The 21,319-nt window shown below is 41.3% G+C and carries 20 protein-coding genes; 13 read left to right on the forward strand and 7 right to left on the reverse strand.

Translation table 11 applies throughout. From position 1 onward, the window contains the following. Nucleotides 1-5 precede the first annotated feature (5 nt). Nucleotides 6-332: a hypothetical protein gene (locus DI077_RS14920; RefSeq protein WP_217351563.1), complete on the reverse strand. Its 327-nt coding sequence runs from the start codon at nt 330-332 to the stop codon at nt 6-8. Between the two features lies 1 nt (nt 333). Next, nucleotides 334-801: an ankyrin repeat domain-containing protein gene (locus DI077_RS14925; protein ID WP_109021056.1), complete on the reverse strand. Its 468-nt coding sequence runs from the start codon at nt 799-801 to the stop codon at nt 334-336. A 165-nt stretch (nt 802-966) separates the two neighbouring features. Between DI077_RS14925 and DI077_RS14930 the strand changes: the two genes are divergently transcribed. The 5 genes from DI077_RS14930 to DI077_RS14950 all read left to right on the forward strand — a co-directional run bounded on the left by DI077_RS14930 (nt 967) and on the right by DI077_RS14950 (nt 6,183). Further along, nucleotides 967-1,485, forward strand: a complete 519-nt coding sequence (locus DI077_RS14930; RefSeq protein ID WP_109021055.1) for a helix-turn-helix transcriptional regulator — start codon at nt 967-969, stop codon at nt 1,483-1,485. Between the two features lie 77 nt (nt 1,486-1,562). Beyond that, entirely contained in the window at nt 1,563-3,278 is a 1,716-nt protein-coding gene (locus DI077_RS14935) for a peptidoglycan DD-metalloendopeptidase family protein (protein ID WP_242935228.1), read from the forward strand. 16 nt (nt 3,279-3,294) lie between these two features. Then, nucleotides 3,295-5,262, forward strand: coding sequence for an ankyrin repeat domain-containing protein (locus DI077_RS14940; RefSeq protein ID WP_109021054.1), 1,968 nt, complete (start codon nt 3,295-3,297; stop codon nt 5,260-5,262). Further along, nucleotides 5,262-5,687: a Crp/Fnr family transcriptional regulator gene (locus DI077_RS14945; RefSeq protein ID WP_109021053.1), complete on the forward strand. Its 426-nt coding sequence runs from the start codon at nt 5,262-5,264 to the stop codon at nt 5,685-5,687. The genes DI077_RS14940 and DI077_RS14945 overlap by 1 nt, the downstream gene beginning before the upstream one ends. Then, complete coding sequence (locus DI077_RS14950) at nt 5,677-6,183, forward strand: Crp/Fnr family transcriptional regulator (protein ID WP_242935229.1); 507 nt, start codon at nt 5,677-5,679, stop codon at nt 6,181-6,183. The genes DI077_RS14945 and DI077_RS14950 overlap by 11 nt, the downstream gene beginning before the upstream one ends. A 31-nt stretch (nt 6,184-6,214) precedes the next feature. On the opposite strand, the gene DI077_RS14955 is transcribed toward DI077_RS14950, so the two are convergent. Genes DI077_RS14955 through DI077_RS14975 form a run of 5 tightly spaced genes read right to left on the reverse strand, consistent with a single transcriptional unit; the run spans nt 6,215 to nt 10,122 of the window. Then, complete coding sequence (locus DI077_RS14955; protein WP_242935230.1) at nt 6,215-6,940, reverse strand: SDR family oxidoreductase; 726 nt, start codon at nt 6,938-6,940, stop codon at nt 6,215-6,217. Continuing rightward, nucleotides 6,941-7,891 (reverse strand): CE1 family esterase, encoded by a 951-nt coding sequence (locus DI077_RS14960; protein ID WP_109021052.1) that lies wholly within the window; start codon nt 7,889-7,891, stop codon nt 6,941-6,943. After that, on the reverse strand, nt 7,888-8,403 hold the full coding sequence (locus DI077_RS14965) for a hypothetical protein (protein ID WP_109021051.1): 516 nt from the start codon (nt 8,401-8,403) through the stop codon (nt 7,888-7,890). Before DI077_RS14965 ends, DI077_RS14960 begins: the two co-directional genes overlap by 4 nt. 1 nt (nt 8,404) lies before the next feature. Further along, entirely contained in the window at nt 8,405-9,013 is a 609-nt protein-coding gene (locus DI077_RS14970; RefSeq protein WP_109021050.1) for a hypothetical protein, read from the reverse strand. After that, nucleotides 9,010-10,122, reverse strand: coding sequence for a DNA alkylation repair protein (locus tag DI077_RS14975; protein WP_109021049.1), 1,113 nt, complete (start codon nt 10,120-10,122; stop codon nt 9,010-9,012). The genes DI077_RS14970 and DI077_RS14975 overlap by 4 nt, the downstream gene beginning before the upstream one ends. Before the next feature lie 115 nt (nt 10,123-10,237). Here DI077_RS14975 and DI077_RS14980 point away from each other — a divergent pair, with 115 nt between their 5' ends. The 8 genes from DI077_RS14980 (at nt 10,238) to DI077_RS15015 (ending at nt 21,297) form a co-directional block, all read left to right on the forward strand. After that, nucleotides 10,238-11,434 (forward strand): MFS transporter, encoded by a 1,197-nt coding sequence (locus DI077_RS14980; RefSeq protein ID WP_109021048.1) that lies wholly within the window; start codon nt 10,238-10,240, stop codon nt 11,432-11,434. Nucleotides 11,435-11,639: 205 nt separating this feature from the next. Then, nucleotides 11,640-12,125, forward strand: coding sequence for a DUF2721 domain-containing protein (locus DI077_RS14985; RefSeq protein WP_109021047.1), 486 nt, complete (start codon nt 11,640-11,642; stop codon nt 12,123-12,125). A 3-nt stretch (nt 12,126-12,128) separates the two neighbouring features. Then, the gene (locus tag DI077_RS14990) at nt 12,129-13,190 is read left to right on the forward strand and encodes a tRNA dihydrouridine synthase (protein ID WP_242935231.1); all 1,062 of its coding nucleotides are present in this window, start codon (nt 12,129-12,131) and stop codon (nt 13,188-13,190) included. Nucleotides 13,191-13,384: 194 nt separating this feature from the next. Next, nucleotides 13,385-14,695: a 3-hydroxyacyl-CoA dehydrogenase family protein gene (locus tag DI077_RS14995; protein WP_109021046.1), complete on the forward strand. Its 1,311-nt coding sequence runs from the start codon at nt 13,385-13,387 to the stop codon at nt 14,693-14,695. A gap of 14 nt (nt 14,696-14,709) precedes the next feature. Further along, a complete protein-coding gene (locus DI077_RS15000; RefSeq protein ID WP_109021045.1) occupies nt 14,710-15,978 on the forward strand; it encodes an acetyl-CoA acetyltransferase in 1,269 nt (422 codons plus the stop codon). Nucleotide 15,979: 1 nt separating this feature from the next. Further along, nucleotides 15,980-16,420: a hypothetical protein gene (locus tag DI077_RS15005; RefSeq protein ID WP_109021044.1), complete on the forward strand. Its 441-nt coding sequence runs from the start codon at nt 15,980-15,982 to the stop codon at nt 16,418-16,420. Nucleotides 16,421-17,048: 628 nt separating this feature from the next. Beyond that, nucleotides 17,049-20,123 (forward strand): PAS domain S-box protein, encoded by a 3,075-nt coding sequence (locus DI077_RS15010; RefSeq protein WP_109021042.1) that lies wholly within the window; start codon nt 17,049-17,051, stop codon nt 20,121-20,123. Continuing rightward, a complete protein-coding gene (locus tag DI077_RS15015; RefSeq protein ID WP_109021041.1) occupies nt 20,113-21,297 on the forward strand; it encodes an EAL domain-containing response regulator in 1,185 nt (394 codons plus the stop codon). Before DI077_RS15010 ends, DI077_RS15015 begins: the two co-directional genes overlap by 11 nt. Nucleotides 21,298-21,319: the final 22 nt, after the last annotated feature.

Raw genomic sequence — 21,319 nt, forward strand, 5'->3', positions numbered from 1 at the left:
CCCGATCAATGCCCGCTTCCTCCGTGACCTCCGCCACCACTGCTACTTCCTCCTCCGGAACCTCCACCGCCGCCGGAACTAGAGCTGGTTCTGGTGGTACGTGTAGTGGTCGTAGTTGTACCTCCGCATTTTGATTCGCATATATTATAAATAGCAAGACAGGTTACGAATGATCCACCCGAGCCCATATTCTGTTGTTGGGTGACCAAACTACAGACCAACTGTTCCGAACCGCATTGGTTCAAACAAGTTGCTCTGCTCTTTACATTGCCGCAATTTCCGAAGAAGACAAAACCGAGAAATAGTATAAAATAAATCATAAATCGTTTCATATCATTCAACCGCGCCTTTGGATTTGAGTAAGTGGACGATTGTTTCCTTTTCGTTCTGAAGGATTTCGGAAAGTGCAGTATGACCCGCTTCGGATTTCAAATTGGGATCGGCACCTGCGTCCAAAAGATACTCCACAACCTTAGGATAACGGTTGTATGCTGCCATCATAAGAGCAGTGTGTCCGTTTCTGGATTTTAAATTCGGATTCGCTTTGAAAGTCAGTAGTACATGAACTACATCATGATGACCTTCTTTCGAAGCGATCATAAGAGGGGTCATCCTATCGAAGGTATCTTCCGGGATATTCGGATTCTGGCCCGCACGCAACATTTCCCGGACTCTTTCCACATTCCCTTGTGCTACCTGAAAGTAGAAATTATTATAACGGTAGTTCCTCCCCGGGTTAGGCAAGGAAACACATCCGACCACCAGAAAAATCAGCAAAATACCCAGAGCGATTCGTTTCATGCTCACAGTATCTCAAAAAAAACCTCGTCTGCAAATGGAGGTTATCCGCAAATGTGGGAACCCACTAAAAACGAGGATATGAGTGTTTCCCGCAATTGCGGATAACACCTACAAGTTAAATTCCTTGCACGAATCGTTTGGTTCCCGTAAACATTACATTTACCCATGAATCACCGTAAATATAGAATTCTATTCCTTTGGTTCTACGGAATCTCTCTCATTCTCTGGATTGTCCAAGAAACCTACACTCTGACCAACCCGCCCGACATTTTCGATCGTTATCGGGTTTTTATTGCCAGTTTCGAAACTTTGATCGCAGTCTCATCCTTTCTTACCATTTTTATCCTCTACAAAGAACTGAAACAGGAAGCCGGAGAAAACAACCAAGCCAAAGTAGTGATCCATGACCTAAAAAGAACCAACCGGATTCTAAAAGGACCGGAGATGAATTTTTGGAAAGAAGCGAACCAACAAATGAATGAATGGAAACTGACCGATACGGAAAAGGAAATTGCAATTCTGATTTTAAGAGGTTTTTCCCACCAACAAATCGCAGGGGTTCGTGGGAAAAGCTTAAGAACTGTGGAAAACCAAACGGCTTCCATTTATGAAAAGTCTTCTATGAGAGGAAAATTGGAATTTATCTCTTTTTTTCTCACTCCACTTCTTCCGGAAGAGGAGTAAAGAAGGTTTCCAAACCCAAAAAATCTTGACCAAATCCCAAATTTCACTAAATTTCTTAGGAAAAAGAAGAGGATGGAATGAACAAAAAAACCGAAATACTGAGCTTAGTTCTTTTTCTAATCACCTGCTTCCCATTACTCTCGCAAAGCTCCATAGACAACAAAGCAAAAGACAAACAAGATGCGCTTTTGCAAAAAGACAAAGCCAATAGAGAAAAGATACTGGCAAAGTACTACCAATTCTATTCCAAACTGAAAGATCGTTATCCGGGACTCAATTTCCAAGAGTTGCCGGTGGATCCCAGTCTTGCCCGCGATGTAATCGAACATAACGATTCCCCCGGCGGTCAAATTAAAAAAGCAAAATCCATTTTCGCCTATTCCGCCGAAAATTATCTATTGAAATCGGAACCGAACCCTCTTCCCAAATTCAATACGGACACAAAACTACTCCGAGGTGAAAAAATAGAAGTGGTTTTGGTTTTAAAAAATGACGGGCCTGACAAGAAAGATCAACCAAACTGGTGTTTAGTGAGAACGAATTCGAAAAAAGAAGGTTACATTCCTTCCGAATATTTGTCTTCCGTTGCGCTTTCCAAAGAAGATTCGCCTGAAAAAAAACTGGCAAGTCTGAAACCTCCGTCTACAAGAGCATTTGCATTTCCCGAAAACCTGAAAGCTTCCAAAAAATCGAGAGCCGCAGAACAACCGTTTTTTGATCCTGTGACGGGAGAGATGACGGAAAATGTTCCCGAGTTTACGGAAATCCCCGGCAAAGAACAAATCGGTGTGACCGAAACGGTAAACCTGGAACCGGAACCGAAAACCACAGACAAACTGAAAGGTAAATTTTTTTGGGTGAATGCAAGTTCCCTGAATGTTCGCGAAAACCCGGAAGTGAATTCCTATATCGTGGACAGACTTACCAAAGGAATCAAAATCACTGTCATTCAATCCACAAATTATGAAGACAATATAGACGGTATCTCTGCCGCTTGGCATCAAGTGGAAAGCGGATACCAAAAAGGTTGGGTATTCGGAGGATATTTAAGTTCTTCCGAAGTACAAAGTTACGATTCCAGTTCCAATTCGGATTTCCCTTCTTTCCCTCAGGAAAATCCCGACGAACTGAAGCCAGGCGAAAAACGATATGTTCGAGCGGCCAGTTTGCGCTTGCGGGACGAACCGAACGAATACGGAACCGTCATCGCATCCATTCCCGGGGATGAAAAACTGAGAATCATAGATTCTAAAAACGAAATAGAAACCATCGGAGGAACCCGTTCCAAATGGATTTATGTGAATTGGGACGACCAATGGGAAGGTTGGGTTTTCGGAGGATTTGTTTCCAAAGACAAGGGGCAATTGGTGGACAATGATGATATTTCCAAATACTTCCAAATTCCGATTGATAACGATCGTTATGTGTCATCGAATTTCGGAACCAGAGTCGATCCGGTCACAGGCAAAGTAGGTGCTTTCCATTCCGGAGTGGATTTACCCGCACCTGTCGGGACTGCCATTCGCGCAGTGAGCGATGGAAAAGTATGGAAAACCATCACAACAACGGGCGGTTACGGAGTGCTCACCATCCTAAGTCATAAAAATAATGTTTATACGTATTACGCTCATCAAAACCAAAGAAAAATCGCAGAAGGGGATGTGGTTCGTTCGGGTGATATCATCGGAGAAGTGGGGAACACGGGAAAATCTACAGGACCTCACCTACATTTCGAAGTCAGAAAAGGCCCCCAACAACAAGCGTTAGACCCTAGCGCTTACTTACCAAAATAATAAAGAAAAGAAAAAAATGGAAACATCAAAAATAAAACACAGAATCACACTTATCATTCTACTCTTCAGTTTCAATTCCTTGCTTTCTCAAGATACGAACAATTCTCTTGAATCGGTAAAACCGAATGTAAACGAAGCCATTGAAGAAATCAAACCGGATATGGTGAAGATTTTACTCAAAGGTACACCGAAAGATCTGGATACCGCCATTTCCAAGGGAGGAGATGTCAATTCAGCGGATACGGACGGCAAAACTCTTTTGATGTTGGCTGTGGAAAAAGGAAAAACAAAACAATTCGATTCTTTGGTGATTGCGAACGCCGATTTGAATCGAAGGGATTTTTCCGGAAAAACCCTGCTTCACTACTTGGTGACTTCCCGATTGACAAACCAAATCAAAACACTGATCGAAAAAGGCGCCGATCCGAATGCTTATGACGGAGAAGGCAACACTCCTTTGCATATCGCAGTTCTCAAAGCAAACCTCTCCATTCAAAAGATTTTAGTGGAAAGCAAAGCGGATGTTAACCTTCGTAACAATCCCAGAAAATCTCCTCTCTTCCTTGCAGTGGAAAAAGGGAAAACGGACTCCATCGTTTATCTTTTGCAGAACGGAGCCAATGTCAACTTACCGGAGTTAACCGGTCGAACTCCACTGTTTGTGGCATTGGAATCGAAAAATATAAAATTAGTCACTACTCTTTTGGACGCAGGCGCGGATGCAAATGCGAAAGATACGAAAACAATCACCCCTTTGCTGCTTTCCATCGATAAGTCCTATCAACCGGGGGTGGAACTACTTCTTACAAGAGGTGCAAAATGGGACGGATTGGATGATAATGACGAACCTCTTAGTTTTACCGCTTACAACAAAAAGAACTTAAACATAATCAAACTTCTTTTCGGAAAAGGTTTGTCCACCGAACTGAAAGGAAAAAGCGGAAAAACACTTTTGGAATTATCGGTTGAAAAAAACGATCTCAGCCTTGCCAAACTCTTAATTGAATTCAAAACAAACTTAAATATCCGATTTACGAATAAAAAACCTGCGCTAGAGGACGCTTTGGAAAAAGGACGTTTTCCGATTGCAGTTGCATTGATTCAAAACGGTGCCGATCTCAATATCCAAACGGAAGGAGGATACTCTCCGATCCATGTTGCGGCAAAAAAAGGAAGCAACCAAATCATCGAAGAACTTTTGAAAAAGAACGTTGCTGTGGATAGCTTAACGGTACAAAACGGGGAGACCCCACTTGCGCTTGCTTTGGAAGCGAAACAACTCACAGCCGCAAAACTTCTATTAAGCAAAAAAGCGAATCCGAATCATGTTTCCCGTAATGGCAAGTCTTTACTCACCGAATCCATCGAGAGAAAGGATTTGGATTCGATCAAATTACTACTTGGAAATAGTGCAGATCCGAATGAAAAAAATTCGGAAGAAGAAACACTGATTATGGTGGTCGCCAAACAGGAAGTAGAAAAAAAAGATCAGAAGTTCGTTCAGGAACTTGTTAAGACATTACTCTCCAAAGGAGTGAGTGTGAATGCAAAAAACAAAAGAGGATTATCTGCACTCCATATTGCATTTAACAGAAACAATAGTGATCTTATTTTGTTATTACTGAACCAAGGAGCAGAGGTGGATTCCGCAGACAACAACGGGTTCACCGTATTAAGAAAGGCTGTAATTAAATTTTTACAAACGCGTGAAGCTGCAGTTGCTGAACAATATAAGAAATTAGTACTTTTACTAGTTGAACGAAGAGCAAATTTAAACCTCACTGACAAATCCGGAAAAACTATTCTTTCCGAACTGGCGCTGCAATTTGATCCTGGTAAAAAAGACTCCATATTAGAGTTAGGTAGAATTTTTATTTTAAATGGCGGTAATGCAAATTTAGATGATAGTAGTGGAAAGTCTCCGCTGAAATATGCCGAAGATAAAAACATACCGGAATTAGTAGAAATATATCGTGGCGCTTGATGTCCCTTCCCAAAAAAGAAAATAGAATCAATATATTCGACTTCGTTAATACCGTTCCGACGAAATCTTTCAAAAGAGGAGAGATTATCGTCCGCGAAGGAGAGCCGTCTAACGAAAAGATGTATTTCATCTTAAGTGGAACTCTATCCGTAGGAATGGGAGCACCCGATCAAAAAAACTTCCACGAAGTGAGAAAGCTCTCTACCGGGGAATTTTTCGGCGAAATCGCACTCATCTCCGCTCATCCCCGCACAATGACCGTATTTATAGAATCAGACCGCGCGCAGTTGGGGATTTTAGACAAACAAAATCTGACTAAAATTGCAAACTCCAATCCCATGTTCGTTTATGCCCTCTTGCAAACTTATGTGGAAAGACTCATCGAAGCGGAGCAAAAACTAAAAGAGTTAACCGATGGGACTTAAAGAATCGCTCGCAAAACTTTCCATGATCAATCTCAAAAGAGGTGAGCTTCTATTCAAAGAAGGAGTTCCTTCGAATGGGGCTATGTTCTTTTTGTTTGAAGGCCAGCTGGATATATACAAACACATCGAAGGCAAACATACTAAGATGAGAAGTATTTTGCCCGGAGAATTTTTCGGGGAGATGGCAATCATCAACAACAGTCCGAGATCAGCATCCATCGTCGTAGTCTCGGAAGGTGCAAAACTGGGAATCATAAACCGGAGTACATTTGTTCAAATGGGACAGGAAAGTCCGGAGTTTCTGTTTTTACTTTTAAAAAGAGTGATAGAGAGGCTGTATGAAACGGATTCAAAAATCAGAGCCATCAAAAAGAAAGATGATGACGGTAAAAAAATAACTTCCAAAGAAGATCATCATGAAAGTTCGGACGAAAGTTCGCATAACGATTCTGAGGCGTCCGATGAACATTACGAATCCCAGGCTCCGATCGAGTAAGTTTCCCTATCCTTCCTATCCGCAACTTATCTCAATCTTTTCCTTTTTCTTTCTTTTTGATCTTGAATCGTTCCGGCTGAATGATCAATTCCGATAAAACGGTCCCTTCCCGTTGGGAAAGCACAGTTTCTACCGCATCTGCAATGCATTCCGGTAAAATATAAGAACGGGTGTCTTCATCCGTTGTAAAAGACAGACGATCGAAAAAACCGGTGTTTGTAAGATCCGGAATCAGATTCGTTACCTTAACACCCGATTTGCGAAGTTCCTGAAACAATTCTCTTCCGAAATGGATGAGTCCCGCCTTTGTGGAACCGTAAACACTTCCCCAGGGAGAAACTTTGGTACCTGAAACGGATCCGATAAAAAAAATACGTCCCTCGTTTGTCTTCAAAGTTCTCAAAAAATAATTCGAAATCAACATAGGTGCCGTTAAATGGAGCGCTATCATCTCCGTAATCTGCTCCCAAGACAACTCTTCAAAAGGGGCGAAATACCCTACCCCTGCGTTATGAACCAAAATGCGAACTCTCTCTTTTCCGGAGAAATCTTTCAGCCAACCTTCGATTTGTTTGGTGTCGTTCAAATTGAGACGATCCAAAACAAAATCAGGATGGGAAAATTCGCAGCGATCCGGATTTTTACAAACACCTCTCACCGAATACCCGAGAGAGATCAGTTTTTTTGAAATGGCAAGTCCGATTCCACGGGAAGCTCCGGTAACAATTGCTATATTATGATTCTTATCAGGATTCACTTATAAACCTTTAAAAAAATTCCAAGCTTCTTCGGTTGCATCCAGTTCTTCCGTAAGTTTTCCGCGAAAAATGATAGGGATACTTGACTTTCTTCCTGGCCAGGAATGCCCTCCCCCTATTACCTTATAAAGTCGGACGATTGTATTATTTTTGCATTCAGTATAGGAGAAAATCTCCAGGCTAGTTTCATCAGGTTTTTCATCCTTTTTTGTGATCGTCGCCCTGCCGGAACATCCGTTCCAAGTTTTCCACCTGTCAAAGGAATCTTCAACGCTCAAAATTTCACCCCCATCTCTCACGTAACCGCCATAATACGGAACCGTAGGATCCTCCGTCCCGGACATAAAAGCGACCGATAAATCGGATTTTGGCGTCCATTTTTTTACAACTTCTTTACTCAATTGAGCGGCAATACTCACTGCCGCCTTGAACAAATGCGGTTTTTCCGCGGCCATCCTCTGAACCATAAAACCACCGTTAGAATGACCAACGATGAATACTTTGGAACTATCTATATTATATCTGTCCTTCACGTATGAAATCATTTCTTCCAAAAAAGAAACATCATCTATTTTTTCCTTATCGGCAGGAGTTTTGCCTCTTCCGTCCGCCCAGCTCCTGCTATATCCGTTCGGATACACTACTACAAAGGATTCCCTATCCGCCAATCCATTGAACCGAGACTGCTCCATCACCTGCAAACCGGAACCAAGGCGTCCGTGCAATACAATCAAAAGTGGACGGCTGTTAGCTGGTCTGGACTCAGCCTCTTTTTGATTGTTACCCGCATGAACATAAAAACTTCGAACCATTCCGTTCATTTCCAGTTCATGAGCCGAGGTATCGGAATCTTTTAATTTTTTCTGTTTTCGAATGAATCCGCATCCGAAACAGAGCGAAACCGCCAGGAAGGCATATAAAATAAAATGTAACAATTTCGGATAGGTCATTTGTTCGTAGACTCCTGTTTCCAGGTTTCTTCTATATTTTGATAAAAAGCTCTTGAAGGCCAATAGAAAGGAGATAGAAATAATATCAAAATCCCTCTGTATTGGCTCAAATGCAATTGGTATTCGGATTCTTTTATGACTTTCTCTTTTGCGTAACGATATGTAATCTTATGATCCGTATCAATTCGATAAGGAATCAAAGAAACACTGACCAAACTCAATACAAAATTCAATCGATGCAGATTGATGTTTTCATAATAATGTTCTATTTCTTCCAATTTTACTTCCAAAAGCGAATCGGCGTTCGGATCTTCCGTATAACCTGATTGTAGAATCGTCTCACGCAATTTGAGTTTTTCTTTTTCGTAAAAACCGAATCCGGTAAAATGCAAGCGAACGGGAGTAGGAGGAAATGAAGAATCTGGCGGGGTCGCCTGACGAACCGGATTGGAAAACCCTGCACAACCGAGGAACAAAATACTTATAATGAAGAAAGCGATTCGAAAGTACATTCTAATACACCTCTCTTGTATCTTCAATGAATTGATGCACTATATCGGAATAATGTTTATCCAAAGTTTCACGGTCATCCGACCATCTTAAGAATAAGGATACCCATCCGATTACATATAGGGAATGCGCAGGATAAACGTATTCCCCGATCAATCTGTTCTTTTTCCAAATACGAAACAGAATCGTATCGTCATTTTTAACAAATACGGGGATAATAAAGAGACTTTGCATTGCAGCAACACGATTCAAAATATACAAAGAAAAGCTCCCTAACTTTCTCTCCACCATCCAAGAAACCGGCTCGGGACTTTCTCCGAATAAAATTTGGAAACGGGGAGAGGATTCCAAAATGATTTGAACTCTCATATCTAAGTCCGATTTCACATAAGAGGATATTTTTTTGAATTTGCCTGATGTATGGAATGCCTTCAGTAATAAAGAAGCTAGCTCACGGTTTTCGTTCGTTTCCCAACCGATCAATTCGTAACTGATTTCCTTATCGATCGCCGAGTGATTCGGTTTCAGATTCTTTTTTTCTTCCAAATAATAAACGGAACATTGGGAAAAGAAAAAAATACATAGAAAGAAAAACTTATAATTTGAAATCATTTTTTACCTTTTGTCAAAAGAAAGGTTATCTCTTTAACTTCTTTGCCGTTGATCACAAGAATCAATTTGTGTTTTCCGGGATAATAAGTCCTTGTGGTGATCAAGGCGAAATTATGTTTTTTGGTTAACGCAAGTTTGTCTCCCAGGTTCAAGTTTTTTTCTCCCAATTGGAAAATCTTTCTGCCGGTTTTACCATTTGCCAGAACAAATTCAATCAAATACTCCATTCGGATCTTTCTTGTTTTCTTTTCCTTATAATCAAAGCCGATATGAAACTCTAGCTTTTCACCGATACGAACGGAATCTTTTTCCAAACTAAGAGATACTTTGGTAGGAGACCATTCCGTATCATAGGAAAAATGAGTTAATGATTGTTTGTGGCCTCTTTTCAAAAGAGTACGAACTGCGTGTTTCAGACTTTTGTCCAACTCTTTCGACTTTCCGAATTTATTTTTGCAAAAATTCCAAGTCATATCCGGATCCAATTTGGAAATATCATTCAGATGATTGGCAACACTTCTCCTTACTACTTCGTCTTCATCATCCCAAAGATTTTCAAGTATGGAAAGACTCTGTCCCGGATTTTTTTTTAAGTCGGGCACTCCCAATCCCCAAGGAAGGAGAGGTCTGCTTCCTTCGCTGGCAAGCCTTCTCACTCCGGGGTTTTTATGTTTCGACCAGACTAACATTTGTTTATTTGTATCTTTGTGATGATGGAGATAAAAAATACGAATGGCGTATTCTGCACTGGAAAATACGGTGATAAACTCCAATGCTTTCATGCTTCTTGAAAATTCGGAGAGCCCTGCTTTCTGAACAATTTCAGGAAAGAACATATAGGCGAAGTTAAAATCCGCCACTCCGTTCTGTCTGAGATGATCGATAGTATTTTTTAAAATAGGAAAAAGAAGATCCAAATCCTTTGGTAAAAATTCTATGATCGTATCTGAAATACGGGACATTCTCTCTTTCAATTCCAGATCCTTCCAAGGGGATGCAAAAACGGATTTTTGAAATCGGTCTTTTTCCAACTTGGGATGAGCCTTTGCCAAAGCGTTTGTCAACTGGGCAATCAATGTTTCGGAATAAATATATTTAAGTGGTTCCATTCAAGTAGCCGGGAAAGAATGGATTCAGTAAAAAAACACATTCGGCTTCTGTAAAGAAGGTTCTTGGTAAGAAAGAGGAATCGCCAAACAGAACTCCGATCAAATCTTTGTATCCATGAATCATTTTCTTTCCGGGCCCTCTCTCCGGATTTTAGTTTTGATCAATTTGGGAACAGTTCTCGGTTTATCCGGGATAGACCTCATCCTCCCTTCCATTCCCGACTTTAGCAAAGTGTTTCCGGGAAGTTCTCCTGCCGAGGCGCAATGGATCATCGCGTTTTATGTTTTGGGAACGAGCGTAGGACTTTTGGTATTTAGTTTTCTTGCGGACAGGTTTGACCCGATTCGTTTATTTTCCGCATCTTTACTTTGTTTTGCGGCGTTTTCTCTGGCTTGTATTTTCTCCGTTCATATTTACGAATTGATCGTTTACCGTTTTTTGCAAGGTCTCAGTTCCAGTGGAGCCGCAGTGCTCGCGCCAGGTCTCATCCGCGGGCTTTTTTCTTCTCACGGTGCAATGCGCGCCATCAGTATTATGGGAAGTATAGAATCCATGGTCCCCGCATTTGCGCCTCTCCTGGGTGCGTATTTGGCGGCAAAGTTCGGTTGGAAATCGGGATTTCAACTGACTGCGATCCTTTCTCTGATTGTAAGTGTGTTTTTATTCGTATCCCAAACAAAAGATCCGATGAGAGATAAATCAAAGTTAGCTGATAATCCGAACAGAAGCTATAAAAGTCTATTTACAAATTTTAATTTTTTAAGATACGCTCTCAGTCATGCAGGTGTTTTGGGTGGATTATTGGTGTTTGTATTTTCCGCACCGAACTTGATCGTAACATATAAAAAAGGAGTGATTGAAAGTTTCATTCTATTGCAAATCATCTCGGTAGCGATGTTCTTTACGTTCGCACAAATCTCATCCTATTTCGTAAGGAAATTCGGTCCGGAAAAAGTCATTCTGATCGGCACTGTATTTGCTTCCCTTTCTTCGGTATTGTTTCTTTTTGGCGCACTTTTTCGGTTAGACGACCCAATTTACTTGGTATGTTATTTTATCCCGATCAATATCGGGCTTGGGTTGCGCGGTGGAGCGGGATTTGTCAATGCCTTAATTGCCGCAAGGGACAATGATGCCCGCGGTTCCGCATTTATGATTTTGGCTGTGACAGTTCTTTCCGGAGGAATCACCGGAATCCTATCTCCTTTTTTACAATGGGGGCTGGGTCCGATTGCGATCGCCATTTCTGTCTTGGTGATGCCATCGATGGTTTTGGTTTTGTTAAAGAGGGAAGTAAAGGAAGAGACATAATTCTAATGCTTGTGAATCAGTGGCCCCCACCCTTCATAGGGATTGGGGGGAGTGGCTCGTGGGCTGCTCATCACCGCCTAACACAAAATCAGGATTTTGTCCGTTGCAATTCGACTTTTCGTAAAAATTTTCCCAAAAAGTTCACCTTTTTGCCTAGTCATCATTTTTTGTTTGTGAAAGCGGCTAAGACCGCAAATTTAACCTTATGTTCGAATCTTTTTCCAGTTTAGAAATTCTTTCGGGAATGATCACGCCCGCCGTGCTTGTCTCCGCCAGTGCCAGTCTCATTTTTTCCACCGCCAATCGGTTAGGGCGGATTTTCGACAGAGTCAATCTCCTCAAAGCGGAAGTAGAAAAAATACTGGAAGGTAAATTCGAATTTCCTGAAGAAAGAATATCTTATTTAAAAAATCAATTGTCCATACAAAGAAAACGGGCGGTTCTCATCCAACGTTCGATGGCTTTCTTATACACTGCTACTTCCTTATTCGTGATTTCGAGTCTAAGCCTTGCGATTACGCTTGCCGTCTCCAAGGAATATTCCTGGATTCCCATAATAGTTGCTTTGTTCGGTGGAGTTTTTTTGTTTCTAGCAAGCGCCTTTTTGTTATACGAAAGCAGATACAATCTAACATTCATTATGGGACAAATTGAATTTACCGAATTTTTACAGCAAAAAGCCAAAAGATAAATCATGATCGGGCGTATCTTACTTGCTCCGATGGAAGGGCTTCTCGATTTCCGTTTGCGTGATATCATCACAAAAATCGGCGGGATCAATCAATGTGTCAGTGAATTCATTCGAGTGAATGATACGCTTCTTCCCTCACAGAGATTTTATAGATACGTTCCCGAATTGAATCATAATTGCAGAACGAAAGCGGGCGTTCCCGTAAAAGTCCAACTTTTGGGTTCGGACCCGGTTTGTATGGCGGAAAATGCAGCGAAAGTAGCGAGCCTTGGTGCTTATGGGATCGATATCAATTTCGGTTGTCCCGCTCCTACGGTCAATCGCAACCGAGGGGGAGCAGTATTACTGAAAGAACCGGATGTTTTATACAAAATCGTCTATGCGACTAGAAAGGCAGTTCCATCAACGATTCCTGTCACTGCAAAAATGCGCTTGGGATTCGACTCCACCGAACAGGCGATTGATTGTGCAAAAGCTCTGGAAAGCGGCGGCGCAGAAGAAATCGTAGTGCATGCAAGAACGAAAATCGACGGTTACAAACCCCCTGCATATTGGGAATGGATTGCTAAAATAAAAGAGGAAGTCCGGGTATCCGTGGTGGCAAACGGTGAGATTTGGACGAAGGAAGATGCGGCTCGCTGCCGGGAGATTTCCGGTTGTACCGATCTTATGATCGGTCGAGGTATGATTGCGAATCCTACCCTGGCCTTGGAAATTCGGGGAGAACGAAACGAATCATTTGCCTGGAAAGAGATGAAAGAAATCCTTTATCAGTATTGGATCAGCCTGGCGGGCAATATGAACGCACAAAGCCGCTTAGGGAGAATCAAGCAATGGTTACATTATCTTTCTCTCCGTTACGATGAAGCGGAAAAGGGGTTTGCATCCGTAAAACGCTTCACGGACCAGGAAGAGATGAATTTATATCTTTGCGATGATCAACCCGCGGCAGGGATCGAAGCGGAAATCAAACGAAACCTGTCTCGTTTGATTGAAGCGAAGAGCCGGGTCGTTGAAGGAAAAAATCCGGGTCTTTGGAAATGTTCGAGCCGCCCACGCTCCTAAGATGTGGTACCTCTTACAAATAACTCCACTCCCATTCCCCACTCCTCGGACATTATGTCACATTGTGATCTTTTAAACCCTCTTAGACGCATAAATTCCCCACCCGCTTGTAACATTTCTGACAAAAAAAACGATTTTCCTAGGGGTTTCCTTTTGTACAAAGGTAAGTAAAATTATATTCGGAATCCAACTTCATGAGAGAAATCAAAACCGTCACGATTTTAGGTGCCAACGGAGCTATGGGCTCTGGGAGTGCGGGCGTTATCGCCGCTTTCGGTGGTGCTAAAGTCCATATGCTCGCAAGAGACGTAGAAAAAGCAAAACAAGGTATCGAAGCCGCAGTTAGTTCTGTAAAAACAGATACAATACGGGGCAGAATGATCCCTGGTTCGTATGATGCCGACTTGGAAAAAGCAGTCGCAGAATCCGATTGGGTATTTGAACTTGTTGCCGAAAGTTACGAAGTCAAGGAACCGATTAATGCCCGTATTGCGAAAGCAAGACGTCCGGGAACCATTGTTTCAACCGTATCCTCCGGTCTTTCCATCGGAAGATTGGCAAAAGCTTATGATGAAGACGGTCAGAAGCACTATTACGGAACCCACTTTTTCAACCCTCCTTATAAAATGATCCTTTGTGAGTTAGTCACTCATGCGGGTAACGATAAAAAAGTAACCAAAGCACTCGGTGAGTATTTGGACAAAGTTCTGGGCCGCGCCGTAGTTTATACAAACGACACTCCTGCCTTCGCAGGAAACAGAATCGGTTTTCAATTGATGAACGAAGTGGCTCACTTCGCGGAAAAATATGCAGACAAAGGTGGAATTGCATTACTTGACGAAATCATTTCCGGTTATACCGGTCGTGCGATGTCTCCTCTTGCTACTGCTGATTTTGTCGGCTTAGACGTTCACAAAGCGATCGTTGATAATATTTACGACAACACAAAAGACGAAGCACACGAAACTTTCAAACTTCCGGGTTACTTCCAAAAGTTGATCGACGAAGGAAAGTTAGGTATGAAATCCGGAAGCGGACTCACCAAAGTAGTAAAACACGCTGATGGAAAACGTGAAAAATTCGTTTATAACATCAAAACCGGTGCTTACGATCCTTATCCGAAATTCGATATCCCTTTTATCAAACAAGCACGTCTAAAGATCAAAGAGTCCGATTACAAAGGTGCTATGGAAATTGTAAAAACCGCAAACGGTTTCGAAGCAGACATCGCTCGTTACTTTATCGGTCGTTATATTAGCTATTCTCTTTCCCTAGTCGGAGAAGTAGTGGAAACTAAAGAAATGACAGACGGTGCGATGGGATTCGGATTCAACTGGGTTCCTGCTTCCGCACTAGTAGATTTCCTCGGTGGACCGAAAGAAACCATCAAAATGTTAGAAACATCCAAATTGCCGGTTCCGAAAATCCTTTCGGATGCAAAATCAGGCAAAAAATTCTATGAGTTAGGCGACAAACTCGATGCTCGCTCTCTTTTCAAAGGTTAAGGCAGGAGATTACTATGGGTGATAATAAAGTATTCGTACTCGGCGGAGAACAAACCGACTTCCAAAGAAACTGGTCCAAAGAAGGAAAAACCTTCGTATCCATGATGAGAGAAATCATCGAAGACTCTTTGGAGAAAACAGGAATTGAATATTCCGAAATCAAAAGACTCAACAAAGAAAACCGCGTAGCGGTATTCGTAGGAAACTTTGATGCGGAACAATACACAAACCAAGGTCATTTGGGTGCTTTCTTAACGGAAGTGAACCCTGCTTTTTACGGAGTTCCCGGTGCTCGTTATGAAGCAGCTTGCGCTTCCGGATCCGTTGCGTTGGATGCAGCGATCTCTCACATTCGCACAGATGATTACGATCTTGCGATCGTTCTAGGAATCGAAGTGATGAAAACGGTTTCTTCTTCGGTTGGAGGAGACTTCCTAGGAACTGCAGCATATTACGAAAAAGAAGCAAAGGGAGTTCAATTTCCTTTCCCTAAACTTTTCGGAAAACTAGCAGACGTTATCTTAGAAAGATACGGCCTAAAAGAAGAAAGATTTATGGATGCTCTTGCAGAGATATCCAGAATCAATTATGCAAACGCAAAACGTAACCCTAAATCACAAACCCGTTCCTGGTTCATGAACAAAGAACATGCACTTGCTCGCGGTGGTGATAACAATATGGCTGTGGGTGGAAGACTTTGTATCACTGACTGTTCTCAAGTAACGGACGGTGCTGCGGTAACCGTGCTTGCATCCAAAGATTATGCTAAGGCTTATGCTAAAAAACACGGCAAAAGCCTAGGTGACATCCCTCGCGTAAAAGGTTGGGGACACCGTGTAGCACCGATTACATTCGAAGCAAAAAAAGATGAGTCCGTGGGTGACAAATACATCCTTCCTTGGACACGCCAAACAGTAAAAGACGCTTATAAGAGAGCGGGTATGGACGTAAAAGACATTGATGTCTTTGAAACTCATGACTGTTTCACTTCTTCCGAATACGCTGCGATCTCCGCTTTCGGAATCTCCGATCCGGGCAAAGAACACATCGCAATCGAAGAAGGCACAATCGACTTCGGTGGTAAAAAACCGATCAACCCATCCGGTGGACTCATTGGTGTGGGCCATCCGGTAGGAGCTTCGGGAGTTCGTATGATGCTAGACCTTCACAAACAAGTGACTGGAAATGCTGGCGAATACCAAGTGAAAGGTGCTAAAAACGGTCTTATGTTGAACATCGGTGGTTCTGCAACTACCAATATGGTGTTCATCGTAGGAAGATAAAATGAAATCTGCCAACACAGATACATGGAACCGGATTCTAGTCCGGTTCCTTTTGGCCTTCGCGTTCTGGGAAGCAATTGCGATCCCCTTACGCATGTTATTTTTTTCCAAATTCTATTTTGACCCTTCCTTAAAAGGGATTTTCGTTCCGATAGCAGATGTTTATTGGGTTGGACCGATTGCAGGCGACCTACTCCAAACTTTGTTTTTGGGAATTATGTACGGTTATGCCAAAGAAAATCTACCCAAAGGACTTGTGGGTGGACTCTTATTCGGACTGCTCTTTAGTTTGACCGCTTACGTGGGACTCGGCTTATTTCTTTCCAACCTAGTATCAGTCGCACCAACGGCTCTCATTTGGGTATGGGTAGGATACCAAACTCTATTTGCACTTGCTACAGGTGCCATCTATTCCATCGGTTGGGACTCGGAAGACAATTAGACGTTGTGTTCGATGTTCCCAGCTCTCCTGCCTTGAACCACGCGCGAATCTAGTTTCCCCGCCCAGGTCTGGGCACCAATAGAAGGAAGAGACATAATATTGCATTGAATCTTAAAATCCCCCGCCCTGTTTAGGGTTGGGGGGTGTGGCTCGTGGGCTTGCCGTTTTCCACCTAACATAAATCAGCAAATTCCGCGATCCCGATTCAGACTTTTGTAAAAATTTTTTCTATAAGTTCGCCTTTTTGCCTAATGATTACCTCGGAGGTGTTAGACGAATAGGATGCAACGACATCACAACCGGGCTCTTTGCTGCAATCCCTGGCGAGGGATCTCTCCTTAAATAAATTATAAATTACATCAGCAAAATGCCTACTTTATGACACAGTCCTTACACAATTAAGCATCAAGGATTCCTGGGGATTTCCCTAGACTCTCTCTAAGACCATAGAACAAAAATCAAACAGTACTGATTGTACGCCGTATAATTAACAGATAGGTGTAATATTTTTGCTTTATTTTTAAAAAAACTATTATCTGATAATCAAACTCTAAGCTTTCATTCCTACGTTCCATTTCATTTTGAAACGGTTTTCAATTTTTACTTTTATAATGGTAATTTGCAAACAATGAATTTTACTAATATATTTCCGGAATGGATGACAAACTCAGAAGTGTATTATTATGTACTCACGAATCTTTCGGGAGAATATTTATACACAAACGATTGGTTTAAGTATAGATTTGCAAAAACGCACGCTGCTCTTCTTTACCACTCAGCATTGAACTTCATTCATCCTGATGATAGATCCGTGTATTTAACCGCATTGGAAGAATGCGCCTCAACTTCCAAACTGATTCGTTTTCAATGTAGAAAACATTCCAATGATCCCGAAGTCAACGAATGGACGGAATGGGAATTTTCCGCGTGGAAAAACGAAGATGGAATGTATGCAGGGGTTTTGCAGATCGGACATGATGTTGTAGAAGCAAAATCAAATGACCCTGATTTAAAAATAGTTACCGAAAATCTATTCAGATCCACATTCGAACATGCAGCCGCAGGCATCGCACATTTTTATCCCAACGGAAAATGGTTACGATATAACCAACAATTTCAGGAACTTTTAGGGTATTCCAAAGAGGAACTGGAAAATCTAACTTTGGACGATGTAACTCATCCCGAAGATCGCAATTCGAATAGTCCCCATTTCTCCGAATTACTCAATGGAACAATAGATAAATATTCTGTTGAAAAAAGATTATTGAAAAAAGGAGGAACTTACGTCTGGGTCATAGCGCATCTTTCCGCCATCTACAATCAAAACGGAAACATTGATTATATAGTAAAAGTAGTTCAGGATTTATCGGCCATCAAGAAAGCCGAACAGAAGTTTATCGAAAGCGAAGAGAAATTCAAAAAAACATTCTTTTCCAATCCTTCTTTTATGATCTTATCCGAACAAAAATCAGGAATCATCGTCGAGGCAAACCTGGCATGGACGGAAATTTTCGGATATAGCCTGGAAGAAACGATAGGTCGCAATTCCGTAGATTTGGGCATCTTGGAATTGGAATCAAGAGCCCAATTGCTCGAAATTCTGGAAAAAGACAAAAAGTTAAAAAATTTCGAGATCAATATTAAAAACAAAAGCGGGGAAACAAAAACCGTTCTCAGTTCGGCAGAGATTTTTCCTTACAAAGGAGAAACATACATTCTGATTACAGGCATCGATGTTTCAGAAAGAAGAAAACTGGAAGAAGATCTGAAGATCGAAAAACAAAGGTTAACCGACATTCTGGAAGGAACGAACGTAGGAATTTGGGAATGGAATATTCCGACGGGAGAAGTATTTTTAGACGAACGTTGGGCAAACATGTTAGGTTACAAACTTGCCGAATTGGGAGAAACCAACCTGAATACATTGACTAAGTTCACATTGAAAGACGATCTGAACCGAATCAATGAAATTATGGGGCACCATCTCAAAGGTGAAAGTCCCTATTATGAAGCCGAGTTCAGAATGAAACATAAGTTTGGTCATACGATTTGGGTTTTGGACAGAGCCAAGGTTACGAAATGGTCTGAAGACAAAGAGCCTTTATTCATGCATGGAACCCGTCAGGATATATCGGAACGCAAAAGACACGAAGCCTCTCTGATCAAAAATGAAATCCGGCTCAAAACCATTTTGGCAACCATCATAGACGCACTTCTGATCATAGATCAGAATGGAATCATTCAAAAATGCAACTTGGCTACGGAAAAAACCTTCGGTTACACGGAGTCAGAGCTCGTAGGCCAAAATGTAAAAATTCTAATGCCGGAACCGGATCATTCCCAACACGATCAATATCTGAAAAGATATCACACCACGGGAATCAAAAAGATCATCGGTTACGGAAGACAAATCATCGGAAGAAGAAAAAACGGAGAAAATTTTCCCGCCGAGCTTTCCGTCACCGAATGGGAGTTTTCCGGTGAAAAATATTTCACAGGTACCATACGGGATATTTCCAATAAAATCAAGGTAGAGGAACAACTCAAACAATCACAGAAACTGGAAGCGCTCGGTCAAATCGCCGGAGGTATCGCACATGACTTCAACAACATACTAGCAATTGTTAGTGGAAATTTGGAACTAATTCAAAGAAAAATCATAGACAAAGGAGAACAATTCACAAAACAAATCGGCAGCGCTCTTAAAGCGGTAGAGAGAGGCTCTCAACTTACCCAAAAACTTTTGGCCTTCGCACGAAAACAACCGGTTGTTCCGACTCTGGTTGAAATCAACCAAGTGATTTCCAACATGCATGAAATTCTCGAAAGAGTTATAGGAAAACACATTCAAATTCAATTCAACTTCTATAATAAACCTCTCTATCTTTTCCTTGATAAGAACGATATGGAAAATACCATTTTGAATTTGGCAATCAATGCCAGAGACGCCATGGAAAATACGGGCCGATTGATCATAACGATCGATCAAGTGCAAAAGAATATTTTGCCCGAACTGCAAAACTCACCCGACCTCCAGGAAAATTACGCCGAAATATCGGTAATAGATACAGGCAAAGGAATTCCTCCGAATGTATTGGAAAAAATCTATGAACCGTTTTTTACAACCAAGGCAGTAGGACAGGGAACAGGACTCGGGTTATCGATGATTTATACTTTCGTAAAACATTTCAACGGCCATATCAAGGTATATAGTGAAGTGGATGTAGGCACTAGTTTTAAATTATATTTTCCCATAATGGAAGAAAGCCCGAAAAAGGAAAATCCGGCAGCTGAAGAAAAATCGAGCAACTCTTCCGGCGAAAAATACTCCGAACATGTGTTACTTGTAGATGATGAAGAAGGAATCATCGATATTGCGGAAAGCCTTTTGAGTGATTTGGGATTTGCCGTTACAGCAGTATTATCCGCCGATGATGCTTTGAAATTATTACAAAAAGAAAGTTTTGATTTGTTGATCAGCGATATAATGATGCCGGGTGAGATCGACGGACTCGCCCTCGCAGAGATTGTAAAAAAAGATTATCCTAATATGAAAATCATTCTTACTTCCGGCTTTCCCGGAGATTTAAGAAAAAGAGAATATAACGATTTAACCGAATTTCATTTTTTAAGTAAACCTTACAAAGCAAAAGAACTGGAAGAAACCATTCAAAAAGTATTAGGACGAAAGCATGAACTTTAACAAGGCATTGATTTTAGATGATGAACCGGATATGAATGAGTTTTTATCCGATGTTCTGAAGGAACTGAATTTCCAGGAAATCATCCAATTGATAAAGTCTACTTCGTTTTTTGAAAACTATTCTGCGGAGATTGATTTGATCTTGCTCGATTTGTTTATGCCCGATATGGACGGAGTGGAAATTCTCAGATATTTGGGAGAAGCACAATCGGAAGCATCGATTATTTTGATCAGTGGACACAGTCAGTCCGTTCTTAAAAGCGCGGAACGTGTGGCAAAGGCTTACGGACTGAATGTAATCGGTAGTTTAACCAAACCCTTTTCTATCGATACCATTTTAAAAACAATTGAACAAGGAAAAAATCAAAAAAAGAAACCGAAACAATTGGAAAAAAAAGAATTTCATTTCTCCAAAGAGGAAATTCTAACAGGAATTAAAAACAAAGAAGTCGTTTTATACTACCAGCCCCAAATCAATCTACAAATAAAAGAAATCAGCGGTTTTGAAGCATTGGTTCGATGGATCCATCCTGCACATGGAATTATTTTTCCGGACCAATTCCTCCCCTTGGTTTCCAATTTCAATATGTTAGGTGATCTTACGAAATATCTGATCCAGGAAGCATGTTCTTTCTTCGGGATTTTGGCAAAATTAGGAATCAAAAAAAGAGTCTCCATCAATATCTCTGTTTATGATTTGGTGGATACTTCCATGCCGGAAGATATCGTCCATCTGATTCAAAAATATTCCCTGGACCCAAACCAAATCATTCTCGAACTGATTGAAACCGGAAAAATCGAAGATCATCCGAAGGCTTTGGAAATACTAACAAGGATATGCATGAAAGGGATCGGACTTTCCATTGATGATTTCGGAACAGGATTTTCTTCTCTGGATCAACTGAGCAAAGCACCTTTCACAGAATTGAAAATCGATAAAAGTTTTGTATTTGATGTATTAAAGAATGCAAATACCAGCAAGATCATTGATTCAACAGTGCATCTGGCAAATCAATTGAAGATGGAAGTTGTAGCTGAAGGAATTGAAAACAAAGAAACAAGAAATCTACTACGTGAATCGGGAGTTCATCTGGGACAGGGCTATTATTTCAGTGTTCCTTTACCTACTTCGGGAGTTGTCAGTTTTATCAAGAATTTTCATTATGCAGATTGAGCCGGATTCCGGTTTTCTAATT

Source organism: Leptospira kobayashii, assembly GCF_003114835.2.
GTDB classification, from domain to species: Bacteria; Spirochaetota; Leptospiria; order Leptospirales; family Leptospiraceae; genus Leptospira_A; species Leptospira_A kobayashii.